This window comes from Sphingomonas sp. SFZ2018-12, assembly GCF_022496715.1.
Taxonomy (GTDB): Bacteria; Pseudomonadota; Alphaproteobacteria; order Sphingomonadales; family Sphingomonadaceae; genus Sphingomonas.
The window spans coordinates 1-23,274 of record NZ_WTFM01000005.1 but is presented as its reverse complement, the minus strand read 5'-3'; the positions used below and the strand labels follow the sequence as shown (position 1 = coordinate 23,274).

Here is a 23,274-nt window from a genome sequence, read left to right as displayed (position 1 = left end):
AAGATCAGCCTTTCATGAGCGCGTCGGCAAGTTCGCGCGCGGCCTGAACGATGGCCTCGCGGCTTGCTGACGAGATGCCGGTGATTTCGGGAAATTGGTGGACCAGACCGGCGTGTCGGGTGAGCGTGACCGAAACGCCGGCGGCGTGTGCGCGTTGGGCAAGCTGCTCACCGTCATCACGGGCGGGGTCGTACTCGGCAGTGTGGATCAACAGGGCAGGCATCCCGGCCAGGTCGGCCAGAGCCGGGACGATCGCCGGATCGCTGCGCTGGGCTTCATCCGGCAGATAAAGGCTCCACAGATACGCAAATTCCTGCGCGGTGCGACCGGCCCCGTTGGCGAAATCGCGATGGCTGGCGGTGCTGCCCGCCGGATCGGTTGCCGGGACCAGTGCCCAGACAATCGCGGGCACGTCACCGCCCGACCGAACCAGCTCAAGCGCCGCCATGATCGCGTGAGTCGCGCCGGCGCTTTCGCCCCCAAGTGCGATGCGCCGCGCATCTATGCCGAGCGAAGCGGCATTCGCCCGCACCCATTCAAACGCGGCGACCACCGCATCGCGCGCCGCCGGAAACGGATGCTCGGGAGCAAGCGGATAGTCGAGACACAGGACCGTGAGGCGAGATGCCGCAGCGATCAGCCGCACCAGTCGATCGTGCGAATCGAGATCTCCGACCGCGAACCCGCCGCCATGGACATAGATCAGCAGGCCACCGCCCTCGCGGCTCGACTCCGGCACATAGAGCCGCGCGGCGATTTCGCCCGTTTCGCCCGGGATCGCCAGATCGCGGGTCGTCACGCCGGAGTCCGGTTCGACCGAGTTCGCGATCACGGTGGCCCGATAGCCGTCGCGAAGTGCCGAGATCGACAGCCCCTCGGTCGGCGGCCCCTGCTCGACCGACCGGACGAAGGTCGCCGTCTCCGGCTCGAAGGCAAAAGGCACGCGCATCCCCGTCACTTCCCCCCGCCGAGCACATAACGGGCCAGCACCTGCTGGACCGCGACGATGTTTGCGCCGGCGCTCACCTTGACTAGCAGCGGCTCGGCGGTGCCGGTCATCCAGATCTTCATGTCGGAATCGAGGTCGAAGGTGCCGGCGCGCTCGATCGAATAACGGATGATCGAGCGATAGGGGATGGTCAGGATATCGACCTTGCGCCCGGTCAGCCCCTGGACGTTGGTCGTCACCACGCGGCGGTCGGTGAGGAAGACGAGGTCGCGGATCGTCTTGAACGCAATCAGGATGCGCTCGTCGGGCAGCAGGATCGGGCCATATTCGCGCGCGACCGCGTCGACACTCGCCTCGGTCGCGTTGAGCAGGCCCATCAGGCGGCCAGCAGCCGTGGATTGACCACCTGCCCGCCCTGGGTCACGCGGATCGCGTCGCCGATCTCCGCATCCAGCACCGGCTTGCCCGCTTCCTTGTCCCAGAAGGCCGACAGGAAGTTGAACAGGTTCCGCGCGAACAGTGCCGACGCATCCGCCGCCAGCCGCGCGGGCACGTTGCGATGGCCGACGATCCGGACGCCGTGGCGCACCACGACTTCGCCCGCGACCGATCCCTCGACATTGCCGCCGCTTTCGACCGCCAGATCGACGATGACGCTGCCCGGCTTCATCGTCGCGATCTGCGCGTCGGTGATCAGCCGCGGCGCGGGGCGGCCGGGGATGAGCGCGGTGGTGATGACGATGTCCTGCTTGGCGATGTGGCTTGAGACCAGCTCGGCTTGAGCTGCCTTGTATTCGTCCGACATCTCGGTCGCGTAACCGCCGGTGCCCTCGCCCTCGATGCCCTTCACATTCTCGACGAAGATCGGCTTGGCACCCAGCGACAGGATCTGCTCCTTGGTCGCGGCGCGCACGTCCGTCGCGGACACCTGCGCGCCCAGCCGCCGCGCCGTTGCGATTGCCTGGAGCCCGGCGACGCCGACCCCCATCACGAACAGCTTGGCCGCCGAAACCGTGCCGGCGGCGGTCATCATCATCGGAAAGGCGCGGCCATATTCCGCCGCGGCATCGAGCACCGCCTTGTACCCCGCCAGGTTCGACTGCGACGACAGGATGTCCATCGACTGCGCGCGGGTGATGCGCGGCATGAACTCCATCGCCAGCGCCTCGACGCCCAGCGCGGCATAGGCATCGACCCGCGCCCGCTCACCGAACGGATTGAGCCCGGCGACCAGCCATGCGCCCGGTTTTACACCCGCCAGGCTGGCGGGATCGGGGCCCTGCACGCCCAGCAGGATGTCGGCATCCTTCACGATGTCGGCGCGCGCGCCGGTCGTCGCGCCGGCGTCGACATAGCCCTGGTCGGGGACCATCGCCTGTTCGCCCGCCCCCGCTTCGACCGCGACGGTCGCACCGAGCGCGATGAACTTCTTGACGGTTTCGGGGGTGGCCGCGACGCGGGTTTCGCCCGCAGCCTGTTCGCGAAGGACGGCGATCCGCACCTTTAAGCCGCGATCAGCCAGATCACGAACGCGGCAACCACGATCGTGATCACCGTGCTGACCTTCAGCAGCGACATGAAGAAGTCGAATGTCGCCTGATGGTCCTTGATGTCGCCGTTTCCGGCCATTTGCCATTCCCCTCCATCATTGCCTGTCCCCCGCTTTAGCTGCGACCCGCCCGCCCCTCAAGAGCCGCGACGGCGCAACGAAGTGCGGGGCATTTAAGCCCCCCTTTACCGCTGACGGTTAAGGCAGTGACCGGAATCGGGACAATAAGGACGGTTTGATGACGCGAGATCGCCAGCGCCTGCTGATGCTGATCGACGATGAACCGGCGCAGCGCCGCCTGATCGCGGCGATCGCGGCGCGGCGTGGCTGGCGCACCGTCTTTGCGACCGGCGCGGAAATGGCGCTGGCAATGCTGGGGACGCCCGACGGGATGGCGCTGGAGGCGATCATCCTCGACCATTGGTCGCCCGATCTGGATGCGGCGGAATTGATCGCGGAGCTGCGCGTCAACCGCCCGGCGCTGCCCATCCTGATCCTGACCGCCGACGATTCGGTCGCGACCGCGGTCGGCGCGATGCGTGCGGGGGCCAGCGACTTCCTGGTCAAGCCGCTCGCCGCCGAACGGCTGCTCGCCGCGCTCGATTCGGCGGTCGGCGCACGCACCGCGGGCGAGCTGCGCCCGCTGACGGAGAAACTGTCGATGCCGCTGGCCTTTGACGAGATTGTCGGCTCCGCCCCGCAATTCCGCGCCGCGCTGGCGATCGCGGCAAAGGCGGCGCGTGCGCGCGTCCCCGTGCTGATCGAAGGCGAAAGCGGGGTCGGCAAGGAAGTGGTGGCGGAGGCGATCCACGCCGCATCGCCGCGCGCGAAGAAGCCGATGATCCGCGTCAATTGCGGCGCGATCCCCGCCAACCTGGTCGAAAGCGAGCTGTTCGGGCACGAACGCGGCGCATTCACCGGCGCGTTCGAGCGCAAGCTGGGCCGTTTCGCCGAGGCCGATGGCGGCACGATCTTCCTCGATGAAGTCGGCGAAATGCCGCTGGACGCGCAGGTGAAGCTGCTGCGCGTGCTCCAGTCGGGCGAAATCCAGCCGCTGGGCGCGCGCCATGTCCGCGAAGTCGACGTCCGCGTGATCGCAGCGACCAACAAGACGCTGCTGACCGAGGTCGAGGCCGGCAATTTCCGCGAGGACCTGTATTACCGGTTGAACGTCGTCCAGGTGACGATCCCGCCGCTGCGCGAGCGCGCCGGCGACATCGCGCCGCTCGCCCGCCACCTGCTGGCGCGGATCGCCCAGCAGCCGGGCTTGCGCCCGCTGGGCATCACCGACGAGGCGCTGGCGCTGCTCAACGCCTATGACTGGCCGGGCAATGTCCGCCAGCTTCAGAATGCGCTGTTCCGCGCCGCGGTGCTGTGCGACGGGCTGGCGCTGACCGAATCCGATTTCCCCCAGATCGCCCAGTTGTCGACGCTGCGCGCGACCGGCGGCGGGCCGCCGGCGGCCAGCCATGGGGGCAATGCCGGGGTCACCTTGTTCCGGTCCGACGGCAATCTGCGCGCGCTCGAGGAGATCGAGGCCGATGTGATACGGTTGGCGATCGGCCATTATCGCGGGCGGATGACCGAAGTCGCGCGGCGGCTGGGGATCGGCCGATCGACGCTGTACCGCAAGCTGGGTGAACTGGGGATCGACCAGAGCGCGGCGTGAATATCGTTGGACGTCGCCCCAGCGCAGGCTGGGGCTTCAAGCCATGCTTGGCGCTTCGATTGGCTTGAGATCCCGGGTTTCGCTGGGATGACGTCGTCACGTCATGAAGTAGCTGCGTCCCTAAGCTCCCGGCACGCGCGCGGTCAGCGCGGCATCGATCATGCCCCGCCGCACGCGCAGCGCCTGCACCGTTTCCGCCACATCGTGGACGCGGATCAGCTGCGCGCCCTGCGCCGCACCGGTCAGCGCCAGCGCGAGCGAACCGCCGAGACGCCGGTCCACCGGCGCTTCGTTCGCCAGCGCGCCGATCAGCCGCTTGCGGCTCGCGCCCAGCAGGATCGGGCAGCCGAGCCCGTGGAACAGCGCCAGGCCGTTCAGAAGCGCGAGATTGTCCGCAACCGACTTGCCGAAGCCGATACCCGGATCGACGACGATATTGGCGCGATCGACGCCGCGCGCCACGACCGCATCCACCCGCGCCTCCAGCCAGTCGAACACCTCGATCAGCGGGTCGGCGTAACCGGGGTCGCCGTGCGGGCCCTTTGTGGGATCGGGCGAGTGCATCAACACGACCGGGCAGCCGGCGCCGGCCGCGACCTCGACCGCGCGCGGATCGAAGGCGAGCGCCGCGACATCGTTGATCAGGTGCGCGCCGGCGGCGAGCGCGGCCTCCATCACCGCCGCCTTGCGCGTGTCGATCGACACCGGGGTGCCGGTGCGCGCGAGGCGTTCGATGACGGGGACGACGCGGGCGACCTCATCGCCCTCCCACACCGTCGCCGCACCGGGGCGGGTCGATTCGCCGCCGACATCGATCAGCGCCGCGCCCTGCTCGGTCATTTCGACCGCCGCGCGCACCGACGCGTCGACGTCGCCGAGATGCTTGCCGCCATCGGAAAAGCTGTCGGGCGTAAGGTTGAGGATGCCCATCACCTGGGGCTGGTCGAGCCGCAGCGTGCGCTCGCCCAGCTTGAGCGGCGCGCGCGGGCGCTGGATCGCGGTGGCGAGCGATTGCAGGCGCTGCGCCTGGGGTTCAGCCAGCGTGGCGGCGAAGGCATCGAAATCGGCGACGGCGACATGGCGTTCGGCCACTCGCGCCCCGCCATCGACGGCGATGACGTGCCAGCCGGCAAACCAGCTCATCCCGCCCGCCAGCCGCGCGACCTGGCCGTCACGACCGACCGGCGTATCGACGAACTGGACCGGGCGGAGATAGACGCCGGCGGCGGTCGGAATGGCGGGTGGGTTCAAGGCCGGGCTCCATGCATGACGCAACGGGATGTCACCGTACGCCGTCCAAACTCAACCCGCTCATCCTGAGTAGGGACTGAGCGAAGCCGAAGGCCCGTATCGAAGGAGGCACCCGCGCGTTCGTCCTTCGATGCGCCGCTTCGACAAGCTCAGCGACTACTCAGGATGAGCGGGTCCGAAAAAAAGGTCGATTAAGCAACCATCCCCCCTCAAGGCTGGGTGGCGAGCAGATAGCGTTGACGCAGCGCATCGATCGGTTCGAGGCCGCGGTCGCCCTCGACATGCCAGAAGGTCCAGCCGTTGCACGACGGCGCGCCTTGCAGGATCGCACCGACCTTGTGGATCGAGCCTGCGACATCGCCGCACGCCAGTGATCCGTCCGCCAGCACCGTCGCGTGCCAGCGCCGCTTGGCATCACTAAGCACCGTGCCGGGGGCGATCAGGCCGTTTTCGACGAGCAGGCCGAAGGCGACGCGCGGCGCCTTCACTGCAGACTTCATCGTCGTCACCGCCGATTCATCCAGCGGCAGCGCGGCGTCGATGCGCGCGCGCGCGGCGGCGACATAGGCGGGCTCGCGCTCGATGCCGATCCATTCGCGGCGCAGACGCCGGGCAACCGCGCCGGTCGTGCCAGTGCCGAAGAACGGGTCGAGCACTACGTCGCCCGGCTTGGTGCACGCCAGCAGGATGCGATAGAGCAGGGCTTCGGGCTTCTGGGTCGGGTGGACCTTGTGCCCGTCCTGCTTCAGCCGCTCCTGCCCGCCGCAGATCGGAAATTCCCAGTCGGAGCGCATCTGAAGCTCGTCATTGAGCGTCTTCATCTGGCGATAGTTGAAGGTGTATCGCGCCTTTTCGCCCATCGACGCCCAGATCAGCGTCTCATGCGCGTTGGTGAACCGCGTGCCCTTGAAATTGGGCATCGGATTGGCTTTGCGCCAGATGATGTCGTTGAGGATCCAGAAGCCGAGATCCTGGATCGCCGCGCCGACCTTGAAGATGTTGTGATAGCTGCCGATCACCCAGATCGTGCCGTCGGGCTTGAGGATGCGGCGCGCCTGCGCCAGCCAGTCGCGGGTGAAGCGGTCATACACCGCCAGGCTGTCGAACTTGTCCCAGTCGTCGGTCACCGCGTCGACATGGCTGCCGTCGGGGCGGTTCAAGTCGCCGCCGAGCTGGAGGTTGTAGGGCGGATCGGCGAAGATCATGTCGACCGACGCCGCCGGCAGCGCGCGCATCGCGGCGATGCAGTCGTCCATCAGGATCTGGCCGAGCGGCAGCACGGGGGCCGGCGTGGCGACCGATCTTTGTCGAACCCTGGTCAGCACGGTCATGCTCTTCCCCCCTCAAACCGGAGCGCGAAGGTCGGCAAATGGCCCGCCGCGTCAAGCAAACATTGGTTAACGAAAAGACTGAGCAAATCGTTAACGCCGAAGGAAATGCGGCCCGGCCACCAGATATTGAGTCCGCGCCGAAACGACTTCACCCAGTAATGGGGGTGTGGCCGAAAAGACTCTGGCCGTGGAATTGTTCGCCCGCACGCGCGTCACCCCGGCCTCGTGCCGGGGTCCACCGAGCCAATCGCGCTGTGGTTGGATAGCGCGGCGAAAGTTCGCCAATGGCGCCGATGACGCCCGGATCGGATTGGACAGCCACAGGTGGCACGGTGGACCCCGCAACAAGTGCGGGGTGACGGAAATTGGCAGTAAGCGGCCTTACAACGGCAGCAGCGCCTGAGCGACGGGGGCGAAGCTGCGGCGGTGGAGCGGGGTCGGGCCGAGGTCGCGCAGCGCGGCGAGATGCTGACGGCTGCCATAGCCTTTGTTCGACGCCCAGCCATAGCCGGGATGCGCGCGATCGGCCTCCGCCATCAGGGTATCGCGGTGATGCTTGGCCACGATCGACGCCGCGGCGATCGACAGGCAGATGGCGTCGCCGCCGACCAGCGCACGGCTGGGCCAGGGCCAGTCGGGACAGCGATTGCCGTCGACCAGCACCATGCGCGGGGCGACCGCCAGCGCGTCGACCGCGCGGCGCATCGCCAGCATCGTTGCCCACAGGATGTTGAGCCGGTCGATTTCCTCGACACTGGCGACGCCGATGCCGATGCGCGCGCACCCCAGCAGCTCGCCCGCCAGCCGCGCGCGGGCGATGGCGCTCAACGCCTTGGAATCATCGATACCGTCGGGAATGCAATCGGGGTCGAGGATGACGGCGGCGGCCACTACCGGACCGGCGAGCGGACCGCGCCCGGCCTCGTCCACGCCGGCGACCGGAGGCCCGTGTTCCAGCTCATGCGCGAAATCAGGCATCGTCGTCGATCCGCCACGGCGGATAGCGGCGCATCTCGCCCGCCTGATACAGGCAGATCGCGTTGCCGGCGGGATCAGTCAGCCGCGCCTCGCGCCAGCCCCAGTCCTGGTCGACCGGCCCTTCGTCGATCATCACCCCCTGCGCGCGCAGATAGGACAAGGTGACGTCGAGGTCGCCGCATTCGAAATAGACCATCGGGCGGGCATGCGCGCCCGCGTCGCGCTGGGCGATCGAGAAGGTCGCCCCGCCCTCGCTCTCGAAGCGCGCATAGCGCGGCTTGGCGCGGACGATCTGGCGAAGGCCGAGCAGGCGATAGAAATGCTCGCTGGCGGCATAGTCGTCGGCGGGGACGGTCACCTGGTTGAACATCGGCGCGAAGCGGCTGAGGTTGAGGTCGAGCCGCACCGATTGCTGCGCCATCGGGCCATGGCCATGGCCGAGCCCGGCCGCATCCTGCATCGCGATCCGCACGAAGCTGCGCGCGCGCGCGATCGCCTCGGCCAGCGTCCAGTCCTTGGCGAGTTCGGTCGCGATCGCGGCCGACAGCGTGCAGCCGGTGCCATGGGTCGCGTCGCCGTCGATGCGCGGCGCGCTCCATTCCATCTCGGGCGGCGCATCGGGCGCGACCTGGAACAGCCGGTCGGTGACCTGGCGGCCCTTGCCATGCCCGCCCTTGACCAGCACCGCGCACTGGCGGCGATCGGCGAGCGAGCGCGCGCTGGCGCGCTGGGCGTCGCGGTCGAGGATCGACATGCCCGACAGTGCCTTCAATTCGGGCAGGTTGGGCGTGGTGAGCGTGGCGACGCGCATCAGCCGCTCGAACGCGCCGATCGTCGCATCGTCGGCCAGCGCCGCGCCGGAGGTTGCGACCATGACGGGATCGAAGACGATCGGTACGCCCTTCAGCTCGGCCAGCCGCTCGGCGACGGCGAGCGCGGTGCGCGCCGATCCGATCATGCCGATCTTGATCGCGTCGACGCCGATATCGCCGACCACCGCGTCGATCTGGGCCAGCACTATGTCGGCGGGCACCGCGTGGACGGCGTCGACCCCCTGCGTGTTCTGGGCAGTGATCGCGGTGATCGCGGTCATCGCATGGCCGCCCAGCATCGTCACCGTCTTGATGTCGGCCTGAATGCCCGCGCCCCCGCCCGAATCGGACCCGGCGATGATCAGGATGCGCGGAGTCATGACGGCGAAGTTGCGGAAGTTGCGGGCATGGCGCGATGTCTGTCCCACCGGCGCGGCGGGGGTGTCAAGCCGGGGTTCCGGCGAAGGCGAAGGTGCCGCGACATCGGCGGTGGGTGTGCCACGATGGGGTGGATGTAGGACAGGGTCGTGGCGTGCCGATCAACCCTTGTGCCGGCGTTCGGTGCTGGCGGGGTGGCGCTTCAACGCCGCGCCGGTGCGGGTCGGCCGGTCCATCAGCTCGCCGCCGCAATTGGGGCAGCGATCGTCGAGCGCGTCGGCGCATTCGGCGCAGAAGGTGCATTCGAACGAACAGATGAACGCCCCCGGCGCGGCGGCGGGCAGATCGACGCCGCAGCGTTCGCAATCGGGGCGCATGTCGAGCATGGCGGCGGTGGTAGCGGTGGCGGGCGCGGTTGGAAAGATGGTCGGGCGCAGCGCCCGGTTGCCCGGTGGACCCCGGCACGTGGGCCGGGTAACGGGAATGTTGCCTAGAGTCGTCACCCCGGACTTGTTCCGGGGTCCACCGGGCGGCACGCTCCGGCCCATGATCGTTGAGCGGAATCCCTGCGTCTACATTCTCGCTAACGGGTATAATGACACGCTGTATGTCGGCGTGACGTCCAACCTGCTTGCTAGGATCGTGCAGCATCGCGACGGGACATTTGGCGGGTTCACCGCAAAGTTTGGCGTCCATCGGCTGGTTTATTTCGAAGTCGCCGCGACGATGGACGCAGCGATTTCGCGCGAGAAACAGCTGAAACGCTATCGGCGCGAGTGGAAGCGCAACCTGATCGAGGCGCAGAACCCGGCGTGGAATGACCTGGCGGTGGGGTTCGGGCTTGAACCTCTGAGGGTGGAGCCCGGCGGCCCGGTGGACCCCGGCACGAGGCCGGGGTGACGATTGTCGCGTTACCAGGCTTGTCACCCCGGACGTGTTCCGGGGTCCACCGTGCCGCCGGGGCTGGCTTGCGTTACGATGTGCGACGTCGGCAATAGGGCGGAAGGAGCGCGACCTCCGCCCGGCTCGGCAAGCGTTGCGTCTGGCGGCGCGGTGGACCCCGGCACGTGGGCCGGGGTGACGAGCGAGGAAAAGTGACCAACGTCAACCGGGCCGGGGCCAAGGTGACGCTCGCGCTTTATGGTCCCCGGACCCCTACCCCGCCGCTACCCTGACCGCGTCGCAGATGCGGTCGACTACCGCCTCGACCTGATCGGCATCGTCGCCTTCGGCCATCACGCGGATTACCGGTTCGGTGCCCGACGGGCGGATGACGAGGCGGCCGCGGCCGTCGAGTTCGGCTTCGGCGGCGGCGATCACGTCCTGAACGCGCGGGTCGTCGAGCGGCTTGCCGCCGGTGAAGCGGACGTTGCGGAGGAGCTGGGGCAAGGGATCGAAGCGGTGGAGCACTTCGCTGGCCGGCGCGCCGGCGCGGACCAGTTCGGCGAGCACCTGAAGTGCTGCGACCAGGCCGTCGCCGGTGGTTGCATAATCCGCGAGGATAATGTGCCCCGATTGTTCCCCACCGACATTGTAGCCGGAGCTACGCATTTTTTCGAGGACATGACGGTCGCCGACCTTGGTGCGGACCATGCCCAGCCCCTGGGCGGACAAATGCCGTTCCAGCCCCAGATTGGACATCACCGTCGTCACCAGGCCGCCGCCGGCGAGCCGGCCCTGGCGCGCCCAGCCGGTCGCGATCGTCGCCATCAGCTGGTCGCCGTCGACGATATGCCCCTGTTCATCGACCACGATCAGCCGGTCGGCGTCGCCGTCGAGCGCGATGCCGATCGCAGCCCCGCTGGCGACCACGGTTTCGCATAGTGTTTCCGGTGCCGTCGAGCCGACGCCGGCATTGATGTTCTTGCCATTTGGGGTGACGCCGATGGTGATGACTTCGGCCCCCAGCTCCCACAGCGCCGACGGCGCGACCTGATAGGCGGCGCCATTGGCGCAATCGACCACCAGCTTGAGCCCGTCGAGGCGGAGGTCGGCGGGAAAGGTCGACTTGGCGAAGTGGATATAGCGGCCGCGCGCATCCTCGATCCGGCGGGCGCGTCCGATTTCGGCCGAGGGCGCGAGCGGCACGTCGCCGTCGATCAGCGCCTCGATCGCTTCCTCGTCCGCGTCCGACAGCTTGTAGCCATCGGGCCCGAACAGCTTGATGCCGTTATCGGCATAGGGATTGTGGCTGGCCGAGATCATCACGCCGATATCGGCGCGCATCGACTGGGTCAGCATTGCCACCGCCGGGGTGGGCATCGGCCCGACGAGCACCACGTCCATGCCGACCGAAGTGAAGCCCGCGGTCAGCGCGTTTTCGAGCATATAGCCCGATAGCCGCGTATCCTTGCCGATGACCACGCGGTGACGATGATCGCCGCGCTGGAAATGCGCGCCGGCCGCCATGCCGACCTTCATCGCGGTCGCAGCCGTCATCGCCGATGCGTTGGTGGGTCCGCGAATTCCGTCGGTTCCGAAATATTTTCTTGCCATTACGCTGCCTGTCTTCACCTTGCGCAGTCTGTTGGGCCGGTGTGATAGCGCCCGTTTTCAAGAAGGGCGAGCATGTCACAGGCAACCCGCATCCTGGCCGCGCTGATCCTGGGGCTGGTGGCCGGCATCGCCATGGGCGAATGGGCCCCCGACGCGACGAGCCGGATCGCGGGCTGGACCGACCCCATCGGGACGTTGTGGCTGAACGGGCTGCGCATGACGATCGTGCCGCTGGTCGTCGCGTTGCTGGTGGTCGGCATCGCCAGGGCGGCACGCGCGGCGAGCGCCACCGCTTTTGCGGCCAAGGTACTGGCGCGCTTCGTCGCGCTGCTATGGGTGTTTTCGGCGCTGGGCGGGCTGATGACGCTGGGACTGCTGGCCCTCTTCCCGATGCCGCGGGCATCGGCCGATGCGCTGAAAAGCGCGCTGAGCAGGGCCGGCGACGTGGGCGAGGTGCCGCCATTCGTCGAGTTCATCAAGGGCATGGTGCCGACCAACCCGATCAACGCGGCGGCGACAGATCAGCTATTGCCGCTGATCGTGTTCACGCTGATCTTCGCCTTTGCGGTCGTGCGCTTGCCCGAACCGCATCGCGGCACGCTGGTCGGGCTGTTCGATGCGATCGGTGAGGCGATGATCATCATCATCAACTGGGTGCTGTGGCTGGCCCCGGTCGGCGTTACCGCGCTCGCATTCGGGCTGGGCGCGCGGACGGGCAGCGCGGCGCTGGGGGCACTGGCCCATTATGTGCTGATCGTCTCGTCGGTGGGGCTGATGATTTTTCTGCTCGCCTTTTTCGTTGCCCTGGCGGGCAAGCGATCGCCGGGTGCGTTTGTCCGCGCGATGCTGCCCGCATGGGCGGTGGCGATCAGCACGCAGTCCTCGCTGGCCAGCCTGCCCGCAATGCTGCGCGGCGCGGATGCACTGGGCGCAGCCCATGCGCAGTCGAGTGTCATCCTGCCGATGGCGGTGGCGATCTTTCGCGCGACCAGCCCGACGATGAACGTCGCCGTCGCCTTCTACATCGCGCATTGGTACGGGATCGAGCTGACCCCCTACAGCGTCGCGATCGGCATTGCGGCGGCGGCGATCACGACGATGGGGTCGGTCGGCTTGCCCGGTACGATCAGCTTCGTGACCTCGATCGCCCCGATCAACTCGGCCATCGGCGTCCCGATCGAGCCGCTCGCGCTGCTGGTCGCGGTCGAAACCCTGCCCGACATCATGCGCACGCTCGGCAATGTCACGATGGACGTCGCGGTGACCGCCACGATCGCCGACCGCGGGGACGGCGACGACCCGCGCGAAGCCGACGTGGTTCCGGCTCCCGGATCAGGTCGGGGGTGACGGGGGTCGGTTTCGGGCGTCCGCGCCCGACGCCCGTCAGCGCATCAGCACCAGTTCCTCCGACATGGTCGGGTGGAGCGCGACCGTCTGGTCGAACGCGTCCTTGGTCAGCCGTGCCTTGATCGCGATTGCGGCGACCTGAAGGATCTCGGGCGCGTCGGGGCCGATCATGTGCAGCCCGACGATGCGGCCGGTGTCGCTTTCGCAGATCATCTTGTAGAGCGCGCGCTCGTTGCGGTCGGCGAGCACGTTCTTCATCGGCCGGAAATCGGACTGATAGACCTTGATCGAGCCGAGCCGGTTGCGCGCCTCGCCCTCGGTCATGCCGACACCCGCCATCGGCGGATGGCTGAACACCGCGCTGGGGATGCAGCTATAGTCGACCCGCGTCGGCTTGTTGCCATAGATGGTATCGGCAAAGGCCTGACCCTCGCGGATCGCGACGGGGGTGAGCTGGACCCGGTTGGTGACGTCGCCGACCGCATAGATGCTGGGGCAGCTCGACTGGTTGTCTGCATCGACCTTGACCGCGCCCTTGTCGAGTTCGACCCCGGCAGCTTCGAGGCCGAGGCCGCGGGTATTGGGGACGCGGCCGGTGGCGAACAGCACGGTGTCGACCTCCATCGCGTCCGAGCCGTCGAGATCGACGCGCAAAGTGCCGTCGTCGCGCTTCTCGATCGACTTGAAGCTGGTGTTGAAGCGGAAATCGATGCCCTTGGTCATCGAGATCTGGAGCAACCGGTCGCGGATCGATTCGTCATAACCGCGCAGGATCACGTCGCTGCGGTTGATCAGCGTCACTTGCGCGCCGAATTCGTTGAAGATGCCGGCAAATTCGTTGGCGATATAGCCCGCGCCCGCGATCAGCACCCGCTTGGGCAGGGTTTCCAGATGAAACACGTCGTTCGAGGTGATGCCATGCTCGCACCCCGGGAAATCGGGAATGTGCGGGCGCGCGCCGGTGGCGATCAGGATGCGTTCGGCAGTAACCGTCCGCCCGCTGGCCAGGGTCACCTCTTGCGGGCCGCTGACCGTCGCGCGCTCGCGGAAGATCTCGACCTGATGATGCTCCAGGGTCGAGGTGTAGGAATCGATGATGCGGTCGACCGCGGCCAGCACGTTCGCCTGCAACCTCGGCCAGTTGAAGCCGCAGGTCGGCACGTCCCAGCCGAAATTGCGTGCGTCGCTCAGATCCTCGGCGAAATGCGCGCCGTAGACGAGCAGCTTCTTGGGCACGCAGCCGCGCACGACGCAGGTGCCGCCGACCTTGTGCTCCTCCGCCACGGCGACGCGCGCGCCATGCGCGGCGGCGACGCGCGAGGCGCGCACGCCGCCCGATCCCGCGCCGATCACGAAGAGGTCGTAGTCGAATGCCATCAATTCACTCCGGATGCGGGGTCGAGCACGGGGATCAGCCCCAGATGCTCGACAAAGGGGTCGAAATCACGGTCGCTGTAGAGCAGCGCCAGCCCGTCGCGAATACAGCGCGTCGCGATCAGCGTGTCGATCGTCTTGCGGACCGTGACACCCTTTGCGCGCAAGATGCGATAATTGCGCGCGGCGGCGATGGCGATTTCCTCGCCGCCGATCTCGATCACCGGGAATACCTGCATGTCGCGTCGAAACGCTTCAAACAGCTTGTCCTCGCGAATCCCCTGGAGGACCTCCATCAAAACAAGATCACCGACGATCACCTCGTCACTCATCGTCATTGTCTTGAACGCCGCGACCGCTCGGGTGTGGTTGCCCCGCAGCGCGTCGATCCAAACGCTCGAGTCAACGACGATCAATCGTCGCGCCGCATGGCATCGAGATCACCTTGCCAGTCGATCTTGCCGAAATATTTGAGGATTTCGCGCTGGCGACCGATCTGCACGGTCTTGCGGAGCGCGATCTCCACGGCTTCCTTCTTGGTCTTGGCTCCGGTTGCCTTGATGGCCTCCGCCATCAAGTCGTCGTCGATGTCGATGTTGGTGCGCATGATGTGTATCCTCGGGCGACTCTATACACATAGGGTGGCAGCCTGACCGGCGCAAGGACGAAGGCCAATCCGCCCATGACGCCCCGTCACCCGGTGTTGTAGCCGGAGTCCTGCTGCCTGATCCGGCGCGAGAAGCAGCGGGCCCCCGGCACGAGGCCGGGGTGACAAGGTTCTCAGTTGCAGGGTCTAGCCAAACGCGCGGGCGATCAGGTCCTGGGTCGAGGGATCGAAGTCGAGCCCGCCCTGGTCGGCGGCCTTGGCCATTTCCTTGCCGAGCTCGACCCCGAACTGGTCGAACGGGTTGATGCCGAGCAGCGCCGCATTCACGAAGGTACGCTGTTCGTAGAAGGCGATCAGCGCGCCGAGCGTGCGCGCGTCGAGCCGGTCGAGCAGCAGCGTCGACGATGGCCGGTCGCCGGGATAGGCGCGCGCCGCATCGTCGTTGGCGCGGCCCTTCATCAGCGCGGCGCCCTGGGCGAAGGCGTTGAGCAGCAACTGGCGGTGGTGCGCGTCGGCGAGCGCGTCCTCGGGCTCCACCACGGCCACGAACTCGACGGGGACGACATGCGTACCCTGATGGAGCAGCTGGAACACCGCATGCTGGGCATCGGTGCCGACCCCGCCCCAGGTGATCGGCGCGGTCGCGCGGGCCACCGGCCGGCCATCGGCGGTCACGCGCTTGCCGTTCGATTCCATTTCGAGCTGCTGGAGATAGCTGGGCAGCAGCCGCAGCCGCTCGTCATAGGCGAAGGTCGCGCGGGTCGCGCAGCCCATCACCTGAGTATAGAACAGGTCGGCGAACGCGGCGAGCACCGGCGCGTTGCGATCGAGCGGGGCGAGGCGGAAATGGCGGTCCATTTCGGCCGCGCCCTCCAGCAACTCCTCGAACTGGTCCCAGCCGAGCCCGAGCGCGGCGGGAAAGCCGATCGACGACCACAGCGAATAGCGCCCGCCAACGCTTTCGGCGAACGGCAGGATACGGGTTTCGTCCACGCCCCACGCCATCGCCTTGTCGGGCGCGGCGGTCAGCGCGACGATGCGGCCATAGGGGTCGGCGACGCCGCTTTCGGCGAGCCACGCGATCGCGCTTTCCGCGTTGAGCAGCGTTTCGGTGGTGGTGAACGTCTTCGACGCGATTGCGATGAGGGTCGCGGCGGGATCGAAGTCGCGAATCGCCTCCTCGAGCGCCAGGCCGTCGACATTCGACACGATCGCCACGTCGTAGCGGTCGGCATCGCGGCCGAGCGCGTCGACGATCAGGTCGGGGCCGAGCGCCGAGCCGCCAATGCCGATGTGCAGGATGTGGCGGACGGGGCCGAGCGCCTCGGCCTCGATTGCGTCGATCAGCGCGCGCATCCGGGATTGAAAGCCACGTGCGCGCTCGACGCTGTCGGGGGCACCTTCGCCGCGTTCTGCGCTGTGTTCGGCGGCGCGGCCTTCGGTCACATTGATCGCGGCGCCGGCGAACAGCTGGTCACGCTTGGCCACAAGACCCGCCGAGGTGGCGAGCGCCTGAAATGCATCGAGCGCGGCGGCGTCGAGATGCGTTTTCGACCAGTCGAAATGGATGCCGGCGATATCTAGCGTGAGGCGTGCCAGCCGGTCGGGATCGCCGTCGAACAGGCTGGCGATCGGCGTAGGCTTCAGCGCGTCAATGGCGCTCCAGTCGGCTTCACTCATACTGCGACTCCTCTGCGGGCTCACCACCCGGTCTTAATCAATCGCGTGACTCGGAACATCGGACCGCTCCCCACGCCCCGGCTCCACCGTCACCCCGGCCTTGCGCCGGGGTCCCGCTGCCGGACCGGTCGCGAGAAAGCGGGACCCCGGATCAAGTCCGGGGTGACGCCCTCCCTGAACCAAACCATCAGAAGCGCGGGCGAGCCTGGTTGGCGTTGCCCTAACCGCCCGTCCCGCAATCCGCCACCCGCAAAGCTGGCGCGGCGCAAAAATTGGCGCTACGCGGGCGGTCATGGCCAGATCGATCCGCGCAGCCGCGCAACCGCCCCGTTCCGAGTGGCGCGAAACCCTCTCCTTTCTGCTCAAGCTCGCGATCCTGATGTTCGTGGTCAGAAGCTTCATCTTCTCGCCCTTCAACATCCCGTCCGGGTCGATGCTGCCGCGCCTGCTGATCGGCGACTATCTGTTCATCACCAAGTGGAATTACGGCTATTCGCGCCATTCGCTGCCGTGGAGCCTGCCGCTGATCCCCGGTCGCATCCTGGCGTCGGATCCCGCGCGCGGCGACGTGGTGGTGTTCAAGGCACCGCCGGCGGACGAGCAGGACTGGATCAAGCGGGTCATCGCCCTGCCCGGCGATACGGTGCAGGTGCAGGGCGGCGTCCTGTACCTGAACGGCAAGCAGGTGCCGCGCCAGCGCGTCGCCGATTTCGTGCTGCCGGTCACCCCCAATTTCGGATGCCGCGGCGCGTTCCAGGACCAGGCCGCCGACGGCACCCCGATCTGTCGCTATCCGCAGTTCCGCGAGACGCTGCCCAACGGCAAGAGCTATCTGGTGCTCGACCAGGGGTTCAGCCCCGGCGACGATACCCCCGTCTTCACCGTGCCGGCCGGCCATGTGTTCATGATGGGCGACAATCGCGACGATTCGACCGACAGCCGCTTCGCGCGCGAGGCGGGCGGGCTGGAATATGTCCCGATGCAGAATCTTGAGGGCAAGGCGGTGGTCAATTTCTGGTCGACCGACGGCAGCGCCCAGTGGCTGCTGCCCTGGACGTGGTTCACCGCCGCACGCTGGGGGCGCATCGGGGAAGGCTTTTGAGCGACACGGACGTGGCGGGATGGGTTGCGACCCATTTCCGCCACACGCCCGCCGACCTGGCCCCTTATCTGCGCGCGGTGACCCATGGCAGTCAGCGCGCCGAGAATTACGAGCGGCTGGAGTTTCTGGGCGACCGGGTGCTGGGGCTGCTGATCGCCGAATGGCTGTATGAGCGGTTCGGCGGCGAGCCGGAGGGCGCGCTGTCCAGGCGTCTCAACGCGCTGGTGACCGGACCCGTCTGCGCCGCGGTCGCCCGGCAGCTGGGCCTGCCCGCGCTGCTGCGGCTGGGCAAGCAGGCACGCGACGACGGTGCGGCACAAAGCGACAATGTGCTGGGCGATGTCATGGAGGCGCTGATCGGCGCGCTCTATCTCGACCAGGGCATGGGTGCCGCGCGCGATTTCGTCCGCCGCGCCTGGGCGGACCGGATCGACACCCAGACGCACGCGCCGCGCCACCCCAAGTCGGCGTTGCAGGAATGGGCGGCCGCGCATCAGCGCCGCGCGCCGGTGTACGAAGTCGTCGAGCGCGCCGGGCCGCACCATGCGCCGCGTTTTCGCGTGCGTGCCTCGATCGGCAAACTGGCCGAGGCCGAAGCCGAAGGCGCATCGAAGCAGGAAGCCGAAACCGCCGCCGCCGCCGCGCTGCTTGCGCAACTGACAAAGTGACCGGACGATGACCGAAACCCCCGAAACCCAGTTACAGCATTGCGGTCTGGTCGCGATCGTCGGCGCACCCAATGCCGGCAAGTCGACCCTGGTCAACGCGCTGGTCGGCCAGAAGGTGGCGATCGTCAGTCCCAAGGCGCAGACGACGCGCGCGCGGCTGATGGGCCTGGCGATCGAGGGTGCGACCCAGCTGTTGCTGGTCGACACGCCGGGCATCTTTACCCCCGAACGCAGGCTCGACCGCGCGATGGTCGCCGCCGCCTGGGGCGGGACCGAGGGCGCGGACGTCATCGCGCTGGTCGTCGATGCCAAGGGCGGGCTGCCCCAGCGCGTCGCCGACATCGCCGAGGGGCTGGCGGCGCGGCACGAGCCCAAGTTCCTGGTGCTCAACAAGGTCGACATCGCCGACAAGCCGCGCCTGCTGACCCTCGCCGCAAAGCTGAACGAACGGGTGGGGTTCACCGAGACCTATTTCGTGTCGGCCACCACCGGCGACGGGGTGGCCGAGCTGAAGACGGCGCTGGCGGCGCGGATGCCCGAAGCGCCGTGGCATTTCCCCGAGGACCAGGTGTCCGACGCGACCGACCGGATGCTGGCCGCCGAGGTGACCCGCGAGCAGCTTTACCTCCAGCTCCACGCCGAGCTGCCCTATGCCAGCGCGGTCGATACCGAGCTGTACAAGGAGCGCGAGGACGGATCGGTCGAAATCCACCAGCAGATCCTGGTCGCGCGCGAAACACAGCGCGCTATTGTCCTAGGCAAGGGCGGCAGCCGCATTAAGGAGATCGGCGCGCGGGCGCGGGCCGAGCTGTCGCGGATCATGGGGGTGCGCGTGCACCTGTATCTCCACGTCAAGGTCCGGCCCGAATGGATGGAGGATCGCACCCTCTATCGCGACATGGGGCTGGACTGGGTGGAATGACGAAACAGATACGCGCAGCAATCGTTCAGGCGGCACCGTTGCCGCTGGCGATCGGCGAGGGCATCCGCGAACTGATCGGCCATGTCGAACGCGCGATCGACGCGGGCGCGCAGGTGATTGCGTTTGGCGAGACGTTTCTGGGCGGCTATCCGCTCTGGCTCGACGAAGCCCCCGACGCGGCGATGTGGGACCATCCCGGCACGCGCGCGCTGCACGCCATCCTGCTCGACCAGGCGGTGCGTGACGACGACCCGCGGCTGGAGCCGCTTCAGGCGCTGGTCGACAAGGCGGGCGTGCTGGTCAGCGTCGGTGCGCACGCCCGCGTGCGGTCCAGCCTGACCAACACGCAATATCTGTTCCGTCCCGGCCAGCCGCCGCTACCCCACCGCAAGCTGGTGCCGACGCATGGCGAGCGGCTGATCTGGGCGCGCGGCGACGGGTCGACATTGGACGTGCATGCGGCGGACTGGGGCGCGGTCGGGTCGCTGATCTGTTGGGAACACTGGATGCCGCTGGCGCGCGCGGCCATGCACCATGCCGGTGAAGCGGTACACGTCGCCGCCTGGCCCACGGTGCGCGAGATGTATGCGGTCGCCAGCCGCCACTATGCGTTCGAGGGCCGCTGCTTCGTGCTGGCCGCAGGCACGATCCAGCACCGTGACGAGGTGCTCGACGGGCTCGCGCGGGTCGGCGGCGATACGGACGCGCGCGCGCTGCTGATGGGCATGGCCGATGGCCAGCTCCAGATGGGCGGCAGCGCAATCATCACCCCCGAAGGAACGGTCGCAGCGCAGGCTGGCGCGCAGGCGGAGTTGCTCGTCGCCGACCTCGACCTCAGCCAGATCGGCCGCGCGCTGACCGCGCTCGACACCGACGGCCATTATGCCCGCCCCGACGTGTTCGAACTGCATGTCGACCGGCGCGAAAAGGCTGGGCTGGTCGAGCGGGGGTGAGCGGTCAGCCTGCGAGCACCGCATTCACCCAGGCAGGGACCAGCTCCCCCGCCCGCCCCAGCCGGGTTTCGTCGAAGAACAGGCTGCCCTCCGAGGGATCGAGATTCATCTCCAGCGTGTGTGCGCCCCAGTGGCGGGCGGTGCGGACGAAGCCGGCGGCGGGATAGACCGCGCCCGACGTGCCGATCGACACGAACAGGTCGCAATCGGCAATCGCGGTGTCGATTTCGTCCATCCGATAGGGAATCTCGCCGAAGAACACGATGTCGGGACGCAGCGCCGGCAGGCCGCAGCGGCCGCATTCGGTGGCGGGCGGCAACGCCGCTTCCCACGCCCGCCGATCGCCGCAATGCGCGCACAGCGCCGATTTCAGCTCGCCATGCATGTGGATCGGTCGTTTCGCCCCCGCGCGCTCGTGCAGGTCGTCGACATTCTGGGTCACGATCAGCAGCCCGCCCGGCCATTCGGCATCGAGACGCGCAAGTGCGACATGCGCGGCGTTGGGCGCGACCCGCGCCAGCGCGGCACGGCGTTCGTCATAGAAGCGGTGGACCAGCACCGGATCGCGCGCCAGCGCCTCGGGCGTGCACACGTCCTCGACCCGGTGCCCCTCCCACAGCCCGCCCGGCCCGCGAAAGGTGGCGATGCCGCTTTCCGCCGAAATGCCCGCGCCGGTCAGCACGACGATGTTGCGAATTTCCGTCATTCCCCGTCCTTATCCCGCGCCGCGCCCCGCGAACAGGCTGGGCGCGCCTGCCGCTTTCTGCCAAAGGCGCGGGCAACGTCGAACGCGCAGGAGAGCAGCATGACCCGGATCGGCATCTACGGCAGCCATGGGCGCATGGGCCGGGCGATCGCCGCGGTGGTCGGCGAGATGGGCACCGTGACCGCCAGCGGCGCCGACGCCGGCGACGATCCGGTCGCACTGGCCCGCGACAGCGATGTCCTGGTCGATTTTTCCGCCCCCGGGGCGCTGGAGGCGCATCTCGATGCGGCGCGCGCGCACCGGCGGCCAATCCTGGTCGGCACCACCGGCCTCAACGCCCAGCATCATGCGCTGATCGACGCAGCGGCGGGCGAGATCGCGGTGCTGCAGACCGGCAACACCTCGCTCGGCGTCGCGCTGCTGTCGCGGCTGGTCGCCGAAGCCGCCGCGCGGCTCGGCCCCGACTGGGACATCGAGATCGTCGAGGCGCATCACCGCGAGAAGCGCGACGCACCATCGGGCACCGCGCTGATGCTGGGCGAAGCCGCCGCGCGCGGGATCGGCAGCACGCTCGCCGAGACCGCGGTCACCGGACGCGCCGGGCTGACCGGTGCGCGCACGCCGGGGACGATCGGTTTCGCCAGCATGCGCGGCGGCACCATCGTCGGCGACCATGTCGTACTGTTCGCGGGCAATGGCGAGCGGATCGAACTCGCCCACCGCGCCGACGACCGCGCGATCTTTGCCCAGGGCGCGGTGCGCGCTGCCCTTTGGCTGATCGACCAGCCGCCGGGGCGCTTTGCCATGGACGCGGTGCTGGGCCTTTGAAGGAAGAGCCGCGCCCTTGAAGAAAGCCGACGTCATCGAATTCTACGCCCGGCTGGCGGCGGCGAACCCGCATCCGGAAACCGAGCTGGCCTATGGCAATGTCTATCAGCTGCTCGTCGCGGTCGTGCTGTCGGCGCAGGCGACCGACGCCGGGGTCAACCGCGCCACAAGCCGCCTGTTCGCCGAAGTGACGACGCCCGAGCAGATGGTCGAACTGGGCGAGGATGGCCTGAAGACGCATATCAGGACGATCGGCCTGTTCAATGCCAAGGCGAAGAACGTGATCGCGCTGAGCCAGGCGCTGATCCGCGATCATGCGAGCCAGGTGCCCGCCGACCGCGACGCGCTGGAGCGGCTGCCCGGCGTCGGCCGCAAGACCGCCAATGTCGTGATGAACGTCGCGTTCGGTGCCGAGACCTTTGCCGTCGACACCCATTTGTTCCGCGTGTGCAACCGCACCGGCCTGGCGCGCGGCAAGACGCCGCTCGCGGTCGAGCTGAAGCTGGACAAGGCGACGCCGGCGCCGTTCCGCCTGCACGCTCATCACTGGTTAATCCTGCACGGACGATATATCTGCAAGGCGCGCAGGCCCGAATGCTGGCGATGCAGCGTGGTCGAGCTGTGCGCGTTCAAGGCCAAGACGCCCGAACCGGCCGTCGACCGTGCCGGGCGATGAAGGAGCAGGACCGATGCGCCACCCGATCGCCGCCGCCATGCTGATGACCATTGCCGTGCCGGGCATGGCCAAGGACCGCAACCAGGTGCCCGAGGCGACGCCGGTCGGCAAGCCGGTGAGCTGCATCCCGCTGCGCCAGATCCGCCAGAGCATCGTCCGCAACGACCGGGTGATCGATTTCACGACGACGAACCGCAAGGTGTATCGCAACACCCTGCCCCAGTCGTGCCCGCAGCTCGGATTCGAGCGGCGCTTTTCCTATTCGACGACGATTTCGCAGCTGTGCTCGGTCGACATCATCACCGTGCTGCTCAACCAGGGACCGGGGCTTCAGGCCGGCGCGGGCTGCGCGCTCGGCGAATTCCAGCCGGTCGAGCTGGCGAAGCCGCCAGCCAGTAAATAGCCCCGGAGATCGGATCGCGACCCGCCCTCACTCCGGGCTGGCGCACGCCGCAACGCTTTGCTAGGCACGCCCTCGCGCCGGCACCCGTAGCTCAGCTGGATAGAGCGCTGCCCTCCGAAGGCAGAGGTCACAGGTTCGAATCCTGTCGGGTGCGCCAGTTTTTCACGAGCTTGGCAGCAGTCGGACGGAAAATCTGCGCAAGAACGCTGTCGGTTGAAGTGTGCTTGAACGAATTCGCACGGCGACGATTCGTCGGGCGCAGCCAGGCGGCACGTTGCTTCTCGATGGCGTCGGGGTTCCAGATGCCCAGCGCGTCGTGCAGCGGTGCAGCCACACCCCGGGCAATGGCCTCGTTCGTCTGACAGCGCCTGACTAAAAGTTCATCACCCGAGTCTCTGGTAGAGCGCATCGGGGACTGACTGGTAGCAGACGGGGCGGAGGAAGCGGTCGATGGCGAGGGTGCCGACCGAGGTGGAGCGGCCGTCGGAGGTGGCGGGGAACGGTCCGCCATGGACCATGGCGGGTGAGACCTCGACCCCGGTCGGCCAGCCGTTGACGAGGATGCGGCCGACCTGGTGCTCGAGCCGGGCGATGA

General features: G+C 67.9%; 26 protein-coding genes, 1 tRNA gene and 1 pseudogene. 11 read left to right on the top strand and 17 right to left on the bottom strand.

Annotated features, from left to right (window positions below; all coding sequences use genetic code 11):
* Positions 1-4 precede the first annotated feature (4 nt).
* From GO308_RS15430 to GO308_RS15415, 4 genes are read right to left on the bottom strand one after another with little or no spacing between them, the layout of a single operon-like run.
* On the bottom strand, positions 5-949 hold the full coding sequence (locus tag GO308_RS15430) for an alpha/beta hydrolase (RefSeq protein WP_240886072.1): 945 nt from the start codon (positions 947-949) through the stop codon (positions 5-7).
* 5 nt (positions 950-954) lie between these two features.
* Positions 955-1,326 (bottom strand): PH domain-containing protein, encoded by a 372-nt coding sequence (locus GO308_RS15425; RefSeq protein ID WP_066481639.1) that lies wholly within the window; start codon positions 1,324-1,326, stop codon positions 955-957.
* Positions 1,326-2,450 carry an NAD(P) transhydrogenase subunit alpha gene (locus GO308_RS15420; protein ID WP_066481636.1) on the bottom strand — a complete coding sequence of 375 codons (1,125 nt, stop codon included), beginning with the start codon at positions 2,448-2,450 and terminating at the stop codon, positions 1,326-1,328. The genes GO308_RS15425 and GO308_RS15420 overlap by 1 nt, the downstream gene beginning before the upstream one ends.
* A 2-nt stretch (positions 2,451-2,452) precedes the next feature.
* Positions 2,453-2,578 (bottom strand): aa3-type cytochrome c oxidase subunit IV, encoded by a 126-nt coding sequence (locus GO308_RS15415; protein ID WP_082730865.1) that lies wholly within the window; start codon positions 2,576-2,578, stop codon positions 2,453-2,455.
* A 158-nt stretch (positions 2,579-2,736) separates the two neighbouring features.
* Here GO308_RS15415 and GO308_RS15410 point away from each other — a divergent pair, with 158 nt between their 5' ends.
* Entirely contained in the window at positions 2,737-4,167 is a 1,431-nt protein-coding gene (locus tag GO308_RS15410) for a sigma-54 dependent transcriptional regulator (RefSeq protein ID WP_066481635.1), read from the top strand.
* A 120-nt stretch (positions 4,168-4,287) separates the two neighbouring features.
* Here GO308_RS15410 and folP read toward each other — a convergent pair whose 3' ends face one another.
* From folP to GO308_RS15385, 5 genes are all read right to left on the bottom strand, one after another.
* A complete protein-coding gene (gene folP, locus GO308_RS15405; RefSeq protein ID WP_240886071.1) occupies positions 4,288-5,418 on the bottom strand; it encodes a dihydropteroate synthase in 1,131 nt (376 codons plus the stop codon).
* A gap of 209 nt (positions 5,419-5,627) precedes the next feature.
* Positions 5,628-6,749: a site-specific DNA-methyltransferase gene (locus GO308_RS15400; RefSeq protein ID WP_276616613.1), complete on the bottom strand. Its 1,122-nt coding sequence runs from the start codon at positions 6,747-6,749 to the stop codon at positions 5,628-5,630.
* 381 nt (positions 6,750-7,130) lie between these two features.
* Positions 7,131-7,727, bottom strand: coding sequence for a ribonuclease HII (locus GO308_RS15395; protein ID WP_066481623.1), 597 nt, complete (start codon positions 7,725-7,727; stop codon positions 7,131-7,133).
* Positions 7,720-8,919: a bifunctional hydroxymethylpyrimidine kinase/phosphomethylpyrimidine kinase gene (gene thiD / locus GO308_RS15390; RefSeq protein ID WP_240886168.1), complete on the bottom strand. Its 1,200-nt coding sequence runs from the start codon at positions 8,917-8,919 to the stop codon at positions 7,720-7,722. The genes GO308_RS15395 and thiD overlap by 8 nt, the downstream gene beginning before the upstream one ends.
* 159 nt (positions 8,920-9,078) lie before the next feature.
* A complete protein-coding gene (locus tag GO308_RS15385) occupies positions 9,079-9,303 on the bottom strand; it encodes a DUF1272 domain-containing protein (protein ID WP_240886070.1) in 225 nt (74 codons plus the stop codon).
* Between the two features lie 160 nt (positions 9,304-9,463).
* Here GO308_RS15385 and GO308_RS15380 point away from each other — a divergent pair, with 160 nt between their 5' ends.
* The gene (locus tag GO308_RS15380) at positions 9,464-9,817 is read left to right on the top strand and encodes a GIY-YIG nuclease family protein (RefSeq protein WP_240886167.1); all 354 of its coding nucleotides are present in this window, start codon (positions 9,464-9,466) and stop codon (positions 9,815-9,817) included.
* A 255-nt stretch (positions 9,818-10,072) separates the two neighbouring features.
* Here the strand turns inward: GO308_RS15380 and glmM are convergent, their stop codons facing one another.
* Positions 10,073-11,413, bottom strand: a complete 1,341-nt coding sequence (gene glmM / locus GO308_RS15375; RefSeq protein ID WP_066670837.1) for a phosphoglucosamine mutase — start codon at positions 11,411-11,413, stop codon at positions 10,073-10,075.
* A gap of 72 nt (positions 11,414-11,485) precedes the next feature.
* Here glmM and GO308_RS15370 point away from each other — a divergent pair, with 72 nt between their 5' ends.
* Positions 11,486-12,760, top strand: coding sequence for a cation:dicarboxylase symporter family transporter (locus tag GO308_RS15370; protein ID WP_240886069.1), 1,275 nt, complete (start codon positions 11,486-11,488; stop codon positions 12,758-12,760).
* A gap of 36 nt (positions 12,761-12,796) precedes the next feature.
* Here GO308_RS15370 and gorA read toward each other — a convergent pair whose 3' ends face one another.
* From gorA to pgi, 4 genes are all read right to left on the bottom strand, one after another.
* Complete coding sequence (gorA, locus tag GO308_RS15365) at positions 12,797-14,140, bottom strand: glutathione-disulfide reductase (protein WP_240886068.1); 1,344 nt, start codon at positions 14,138-14,140, stop codon at positions 12,797-12,799.
* A complete protein-coding gene (locus tag GO308_RS15360) occupies positions 14,137-14,550 on the bottom strand; it encodes a PIN domain nuclease (RefSeq protein ID WP_240886067.1) in 414 nt (137 codons plus the stop codon). The genes gorA and GO308_RS15360 overlap by 4 nt, the downstream gene beginning before the upstream one ends.
* A complete protein-coding gene (locus GO308_RS15355) occupies positions 14,547-14,741 on the bottom strand; it encodes a type II toxin-antitoxin system VapB family antitoxin (RefSeq protein ID WP_066481614.1) in 195 nt (64 codons plus the stop codon). Before GO308_RS15355 ends, GO308_RS15360 begins: the two co-directional genes overlap by 4 nt.
* 186 nt (positions 14,742-14,927) lie before the next feature.
* Positions 14,928-16,421 (bottom strand): glucose-6-phosphate isomerase, encoded by a 1,494-nt coding sequence (gene pgi / locus GO308_RS15350; RefSeq protein ID WP_240886066.1) that lies wholly within the window; start codon positions 16,419-16,421, stop codon positions 14,928-14,930.
* Between the two features lie 292 nt (positions 16,422-16,713).
* Here pgi and lepB point away from each other — a divergent pair, with 292 nt between their 5' ends.
* From lepB to GO308_RS15330, 4 genes are read left to right on the top strand one after another with little or no spacing between them, the layout of a single operon-like run.
* Positions 16,714-17,523 carry a signal peptidase I gene (lepB, locus tag GO308_RS15345; RefSeq protein WP_240886065.1) on the top strand — a complete coding sequence of 270 codons (810 nt, stop codon included), beginning with the start codon at positions 16,714-16,716 and terminating at the stop codon, positions 17,521-17,523.
* Positions 17,520-18,191 (top strand): ribonuclease III, encoded by a 672-nt coding sequence (gene rnc / locus GO308_RS15340; protein WP_240886064.1) that lies wholly within the window; start codon positions 17,520-17,522, stop codon positions 18,189-18,191. The genes lepB and rnc overlap by 4 nt, the downstream gene beginning before the upstream one ends.
* A 7-nt stretch (positions 18,192-18,198) precedes the next feature.
* On the top strand, positions 18,199-19,113 hold the full coding sequence (gene era, locus GO308_RS15335) for a GTPase Era (RefSeq protein WP_240886063.1): 915 nt from the start codon (positions 18,199-18,201) through the stop codon (positions 19,111-19,113).
* Positions 19,110-20,066, top strand: a complete 957-nt coding sequence (locus GO308_RS15330) for a carbon-nitrogen hydrolase family protein (RefSeq protein ID WP_066670815.1) — start codon at positions 19,110-19,112, stop codon at positions 20,064-20,066. Before era ends, GO308_RS15330 begins: the two co-directional genes overlap by 4 nt.
* Before the next feature lie 4 nt (positions 20,067-20,070).
* Here the strand turns inward: GO308_RS15330 and GO308_RS15325 are convergent, their stop codons facing one another.
* The gene (locus GO308_RS15325; RefSeq protein WP_240886062.1) at positions 20,071-20,772 is read right to left on the bottom strand and encodes an NAD-dependent deacylase; all 702 of its coding nucleotides are present in this window, start codon (positions 20,770-20,772) and stop codon (positions 20,071-20,073) included.
* Between the two features lie 99 nt (positions 20,773-20,871).
* On the opposite strand from GO308_RS15325, the gene dapB reads away from it, so the two are divergent.
* The 4 genes from dapB (at position 20,872) to GO308_RS15305 (ending at position 22,836) form a co-directional block, all read left to right on the top strand.
* A complete protein-coding gene (dapB, locus tag GO308_RS15320) occupies positions 20,872-21,600 on the top strand; it encodes a 4-hydroxy-tetrahydrodipicolinate reductase (RefSeq protein ID WP_240886061.1) in 729 nt (242 codons plus the stop codon).
* Positions 21,601-21,616: 16 nt separating this feature from the next.
* Positions 21,617-22,276 (top strand): endonuclease III, encoded by a 660-nt coding sequence (nth, locus tag GO308_RS15315; protein ID WP_066481593.1) that lies wholly within the window; start codon positions 21,617-21,619, stop codon positions 22,274-22,276.
* A 64-nt stretch (positions 22,277-22,340) separates the two neighbouring features.
* Positions 22,341-22,679, top strand: coding sequence for a hypothetical protein (locus GO308_RS15310; RefSeq protein ID WP_231726239.1), 339 nt, complete (start codon positions 22,341-22,343; stop codon positions 22,677-22,679).
* An 80-nt stretch (positions 22,680-22,759) separates the two neighbouring features.
* Positions 22,760-22,836, top strand: a tRNA-Arg gene (locus tag GO308_RS15305).
* Here the strand turns inward: GO308_RS15305 and GO308_RS15300 are convergent.
* Together GO308_RS15300 and GO308_RS15295 are read right to left on the bottom strand one after the other, a co-directional pair.
* Positions 22,807-23,013: a hypothetical protein gene (locus GO308_RS15300; RefSeq protein ID WP_240886060.1), complete on the bottom strand. Its 207-nt coding sequence runs from the start codon at positions 23,011-23,013 to the stop codon at positions 22,807-22,809. The genes GO308_RS15305 and GO308_RS15300 overlap by 30 nt on opposite strands.
* Positions 23,014-23,062: 49 nt before the next feature.
* Positions 23,063-23,274 (bottom strand): annotated as a pseudogene (locus tag GO308_RS15295) (hypothetical protein); the annotation flags it as partial.

Bases quoted from the DNA above. Each gene is read 5' to 3' on its own strand.
- glmM (WP_066670837.1), bottom strand. From the start codon at position 11,413: ATGGCAAGAAAATATTTCGGAACCGACGGAATTCGCGGACCCACCAAC.
- lepB (WP_240886065.1), top strand. From the start codon at position 16,714: ATGGCCAGATCGATCCGCGCAGCCGCGCAACCGCCCCGTTCCGAGTGG.
- GO308_RS15370 (WP_240886069.1), top strand. From the start codon at position 11,486: ATGTCACAGGCAACCCGCATCCTGGCCGCGCTGATCCTGGGGCTGGTG.
- GO308_RS15410 (WP_066481635.1), top strand. From the start codon at position 2,737: ATGACGCGAGATCGCCAGCGCCTGCTGATGCTGATCGACGATGAACCG.
- GO308_RS15415 (WP_082730865.1), bottom strand. From the start codon at position 2,578: ATGGCCGGAAACGGCGACATCAAGGACCATCAGGCGACATTCGACTTC.
- GO308_RS15330 (WP_066670815.1), top strand. From the start codon at position 19,110: ATGACGAAACAGATACGCGCAGCAATCGTTCAGGCGGCACCGTTGCCG.
- GO308_RS15380 (WP_240886167.1), top strand. From the start codon at position 9,464: ATGATCGTTGAGCGGAATCCCTGCGTCTACATTCTCGCTAACGGGTAT.
- GO308_RS15425 (WP_066481639.1), bottom strand. From the start codon at position 1,326: ATGGGCCTGCTCAACGCGACCGAGGCGAGTGTCGACGCGGTCGCGCGC.
- GO308_RS15385 (WP_240886070.1), bottom strand. From the start codon at position 9,303: ATGCTCGACATGCGCCCCGATTGCGAACGCTGCGGCGTCGATCTGCCC.
- GO308_RS15430 (WP_240886072.1), bottom strand. From the start codon at position 949: ATGCGCGTGCCTTTTGCCTTCGAGCCGGAGACGGCGACCTTCGTCCGG.
- dapB (WP_240886061.1), top strand. From the start codon at position 20,872: ATGACCCGGATCGGCATCTACGGCAGCCATGGGCGCATGGGCCGGGCG.
- GO308_RS15355 (WP_066481614.1), bottom strand. From the start codon at position 14,741: ATGCGCACCAACATCGACATCGACGACGACTTGATGGCGGAGGCCATC.
- thiD (WP_240886168.1), bottom strand. From the start codon at position 8,919: ATGACTCCGCGCATCCTGATCATCGCCGGGTCCGATTCGGGCGGGGGC.
- GO308_RS15400 (WP_276616613.1), bottom strand. From the start codon at position 6,749: ATGACCGTGCTGACCAGGGTTCGACAAAGATCGGTCGCCACGCCGGCC.
- era (WP_240886063.1), top strand. From the start codon at position 18,199: ATGACCGAAACCCCCGAAACCCAGTTACAGCATTGCGGTCTGGTCGCG.
- GO308_RS15310 (WP_231726239.1), top strand. From the start codon at position 22,341: ATGGCCAAGGACCGCAACCAGGTGCCCGAGGCGACGCCGGTCGGCAAG.
- GO308_RS15395 (WP_066481623.1), bottom strand. From the start codon at position 7,727: ATGCCTGATTTCGCGCATGAGCTGGAACACGGGCCTCCGGTCGCCGGC.
- GO308_RS15325 (WP_240886062.1), bottom strand. From the start codon at position 20,772: ATGACGGAAATTCGCAACATCGTCGTGCTGACCGGCGCGGGCATTTCG.
- pgi (WP_240886066.1), bottom strand. From the start codon at position 16,421: ATGAGTGAAGCCGACTGGAGCGCCATTGACGCGCTGAAGCCTACGCCG.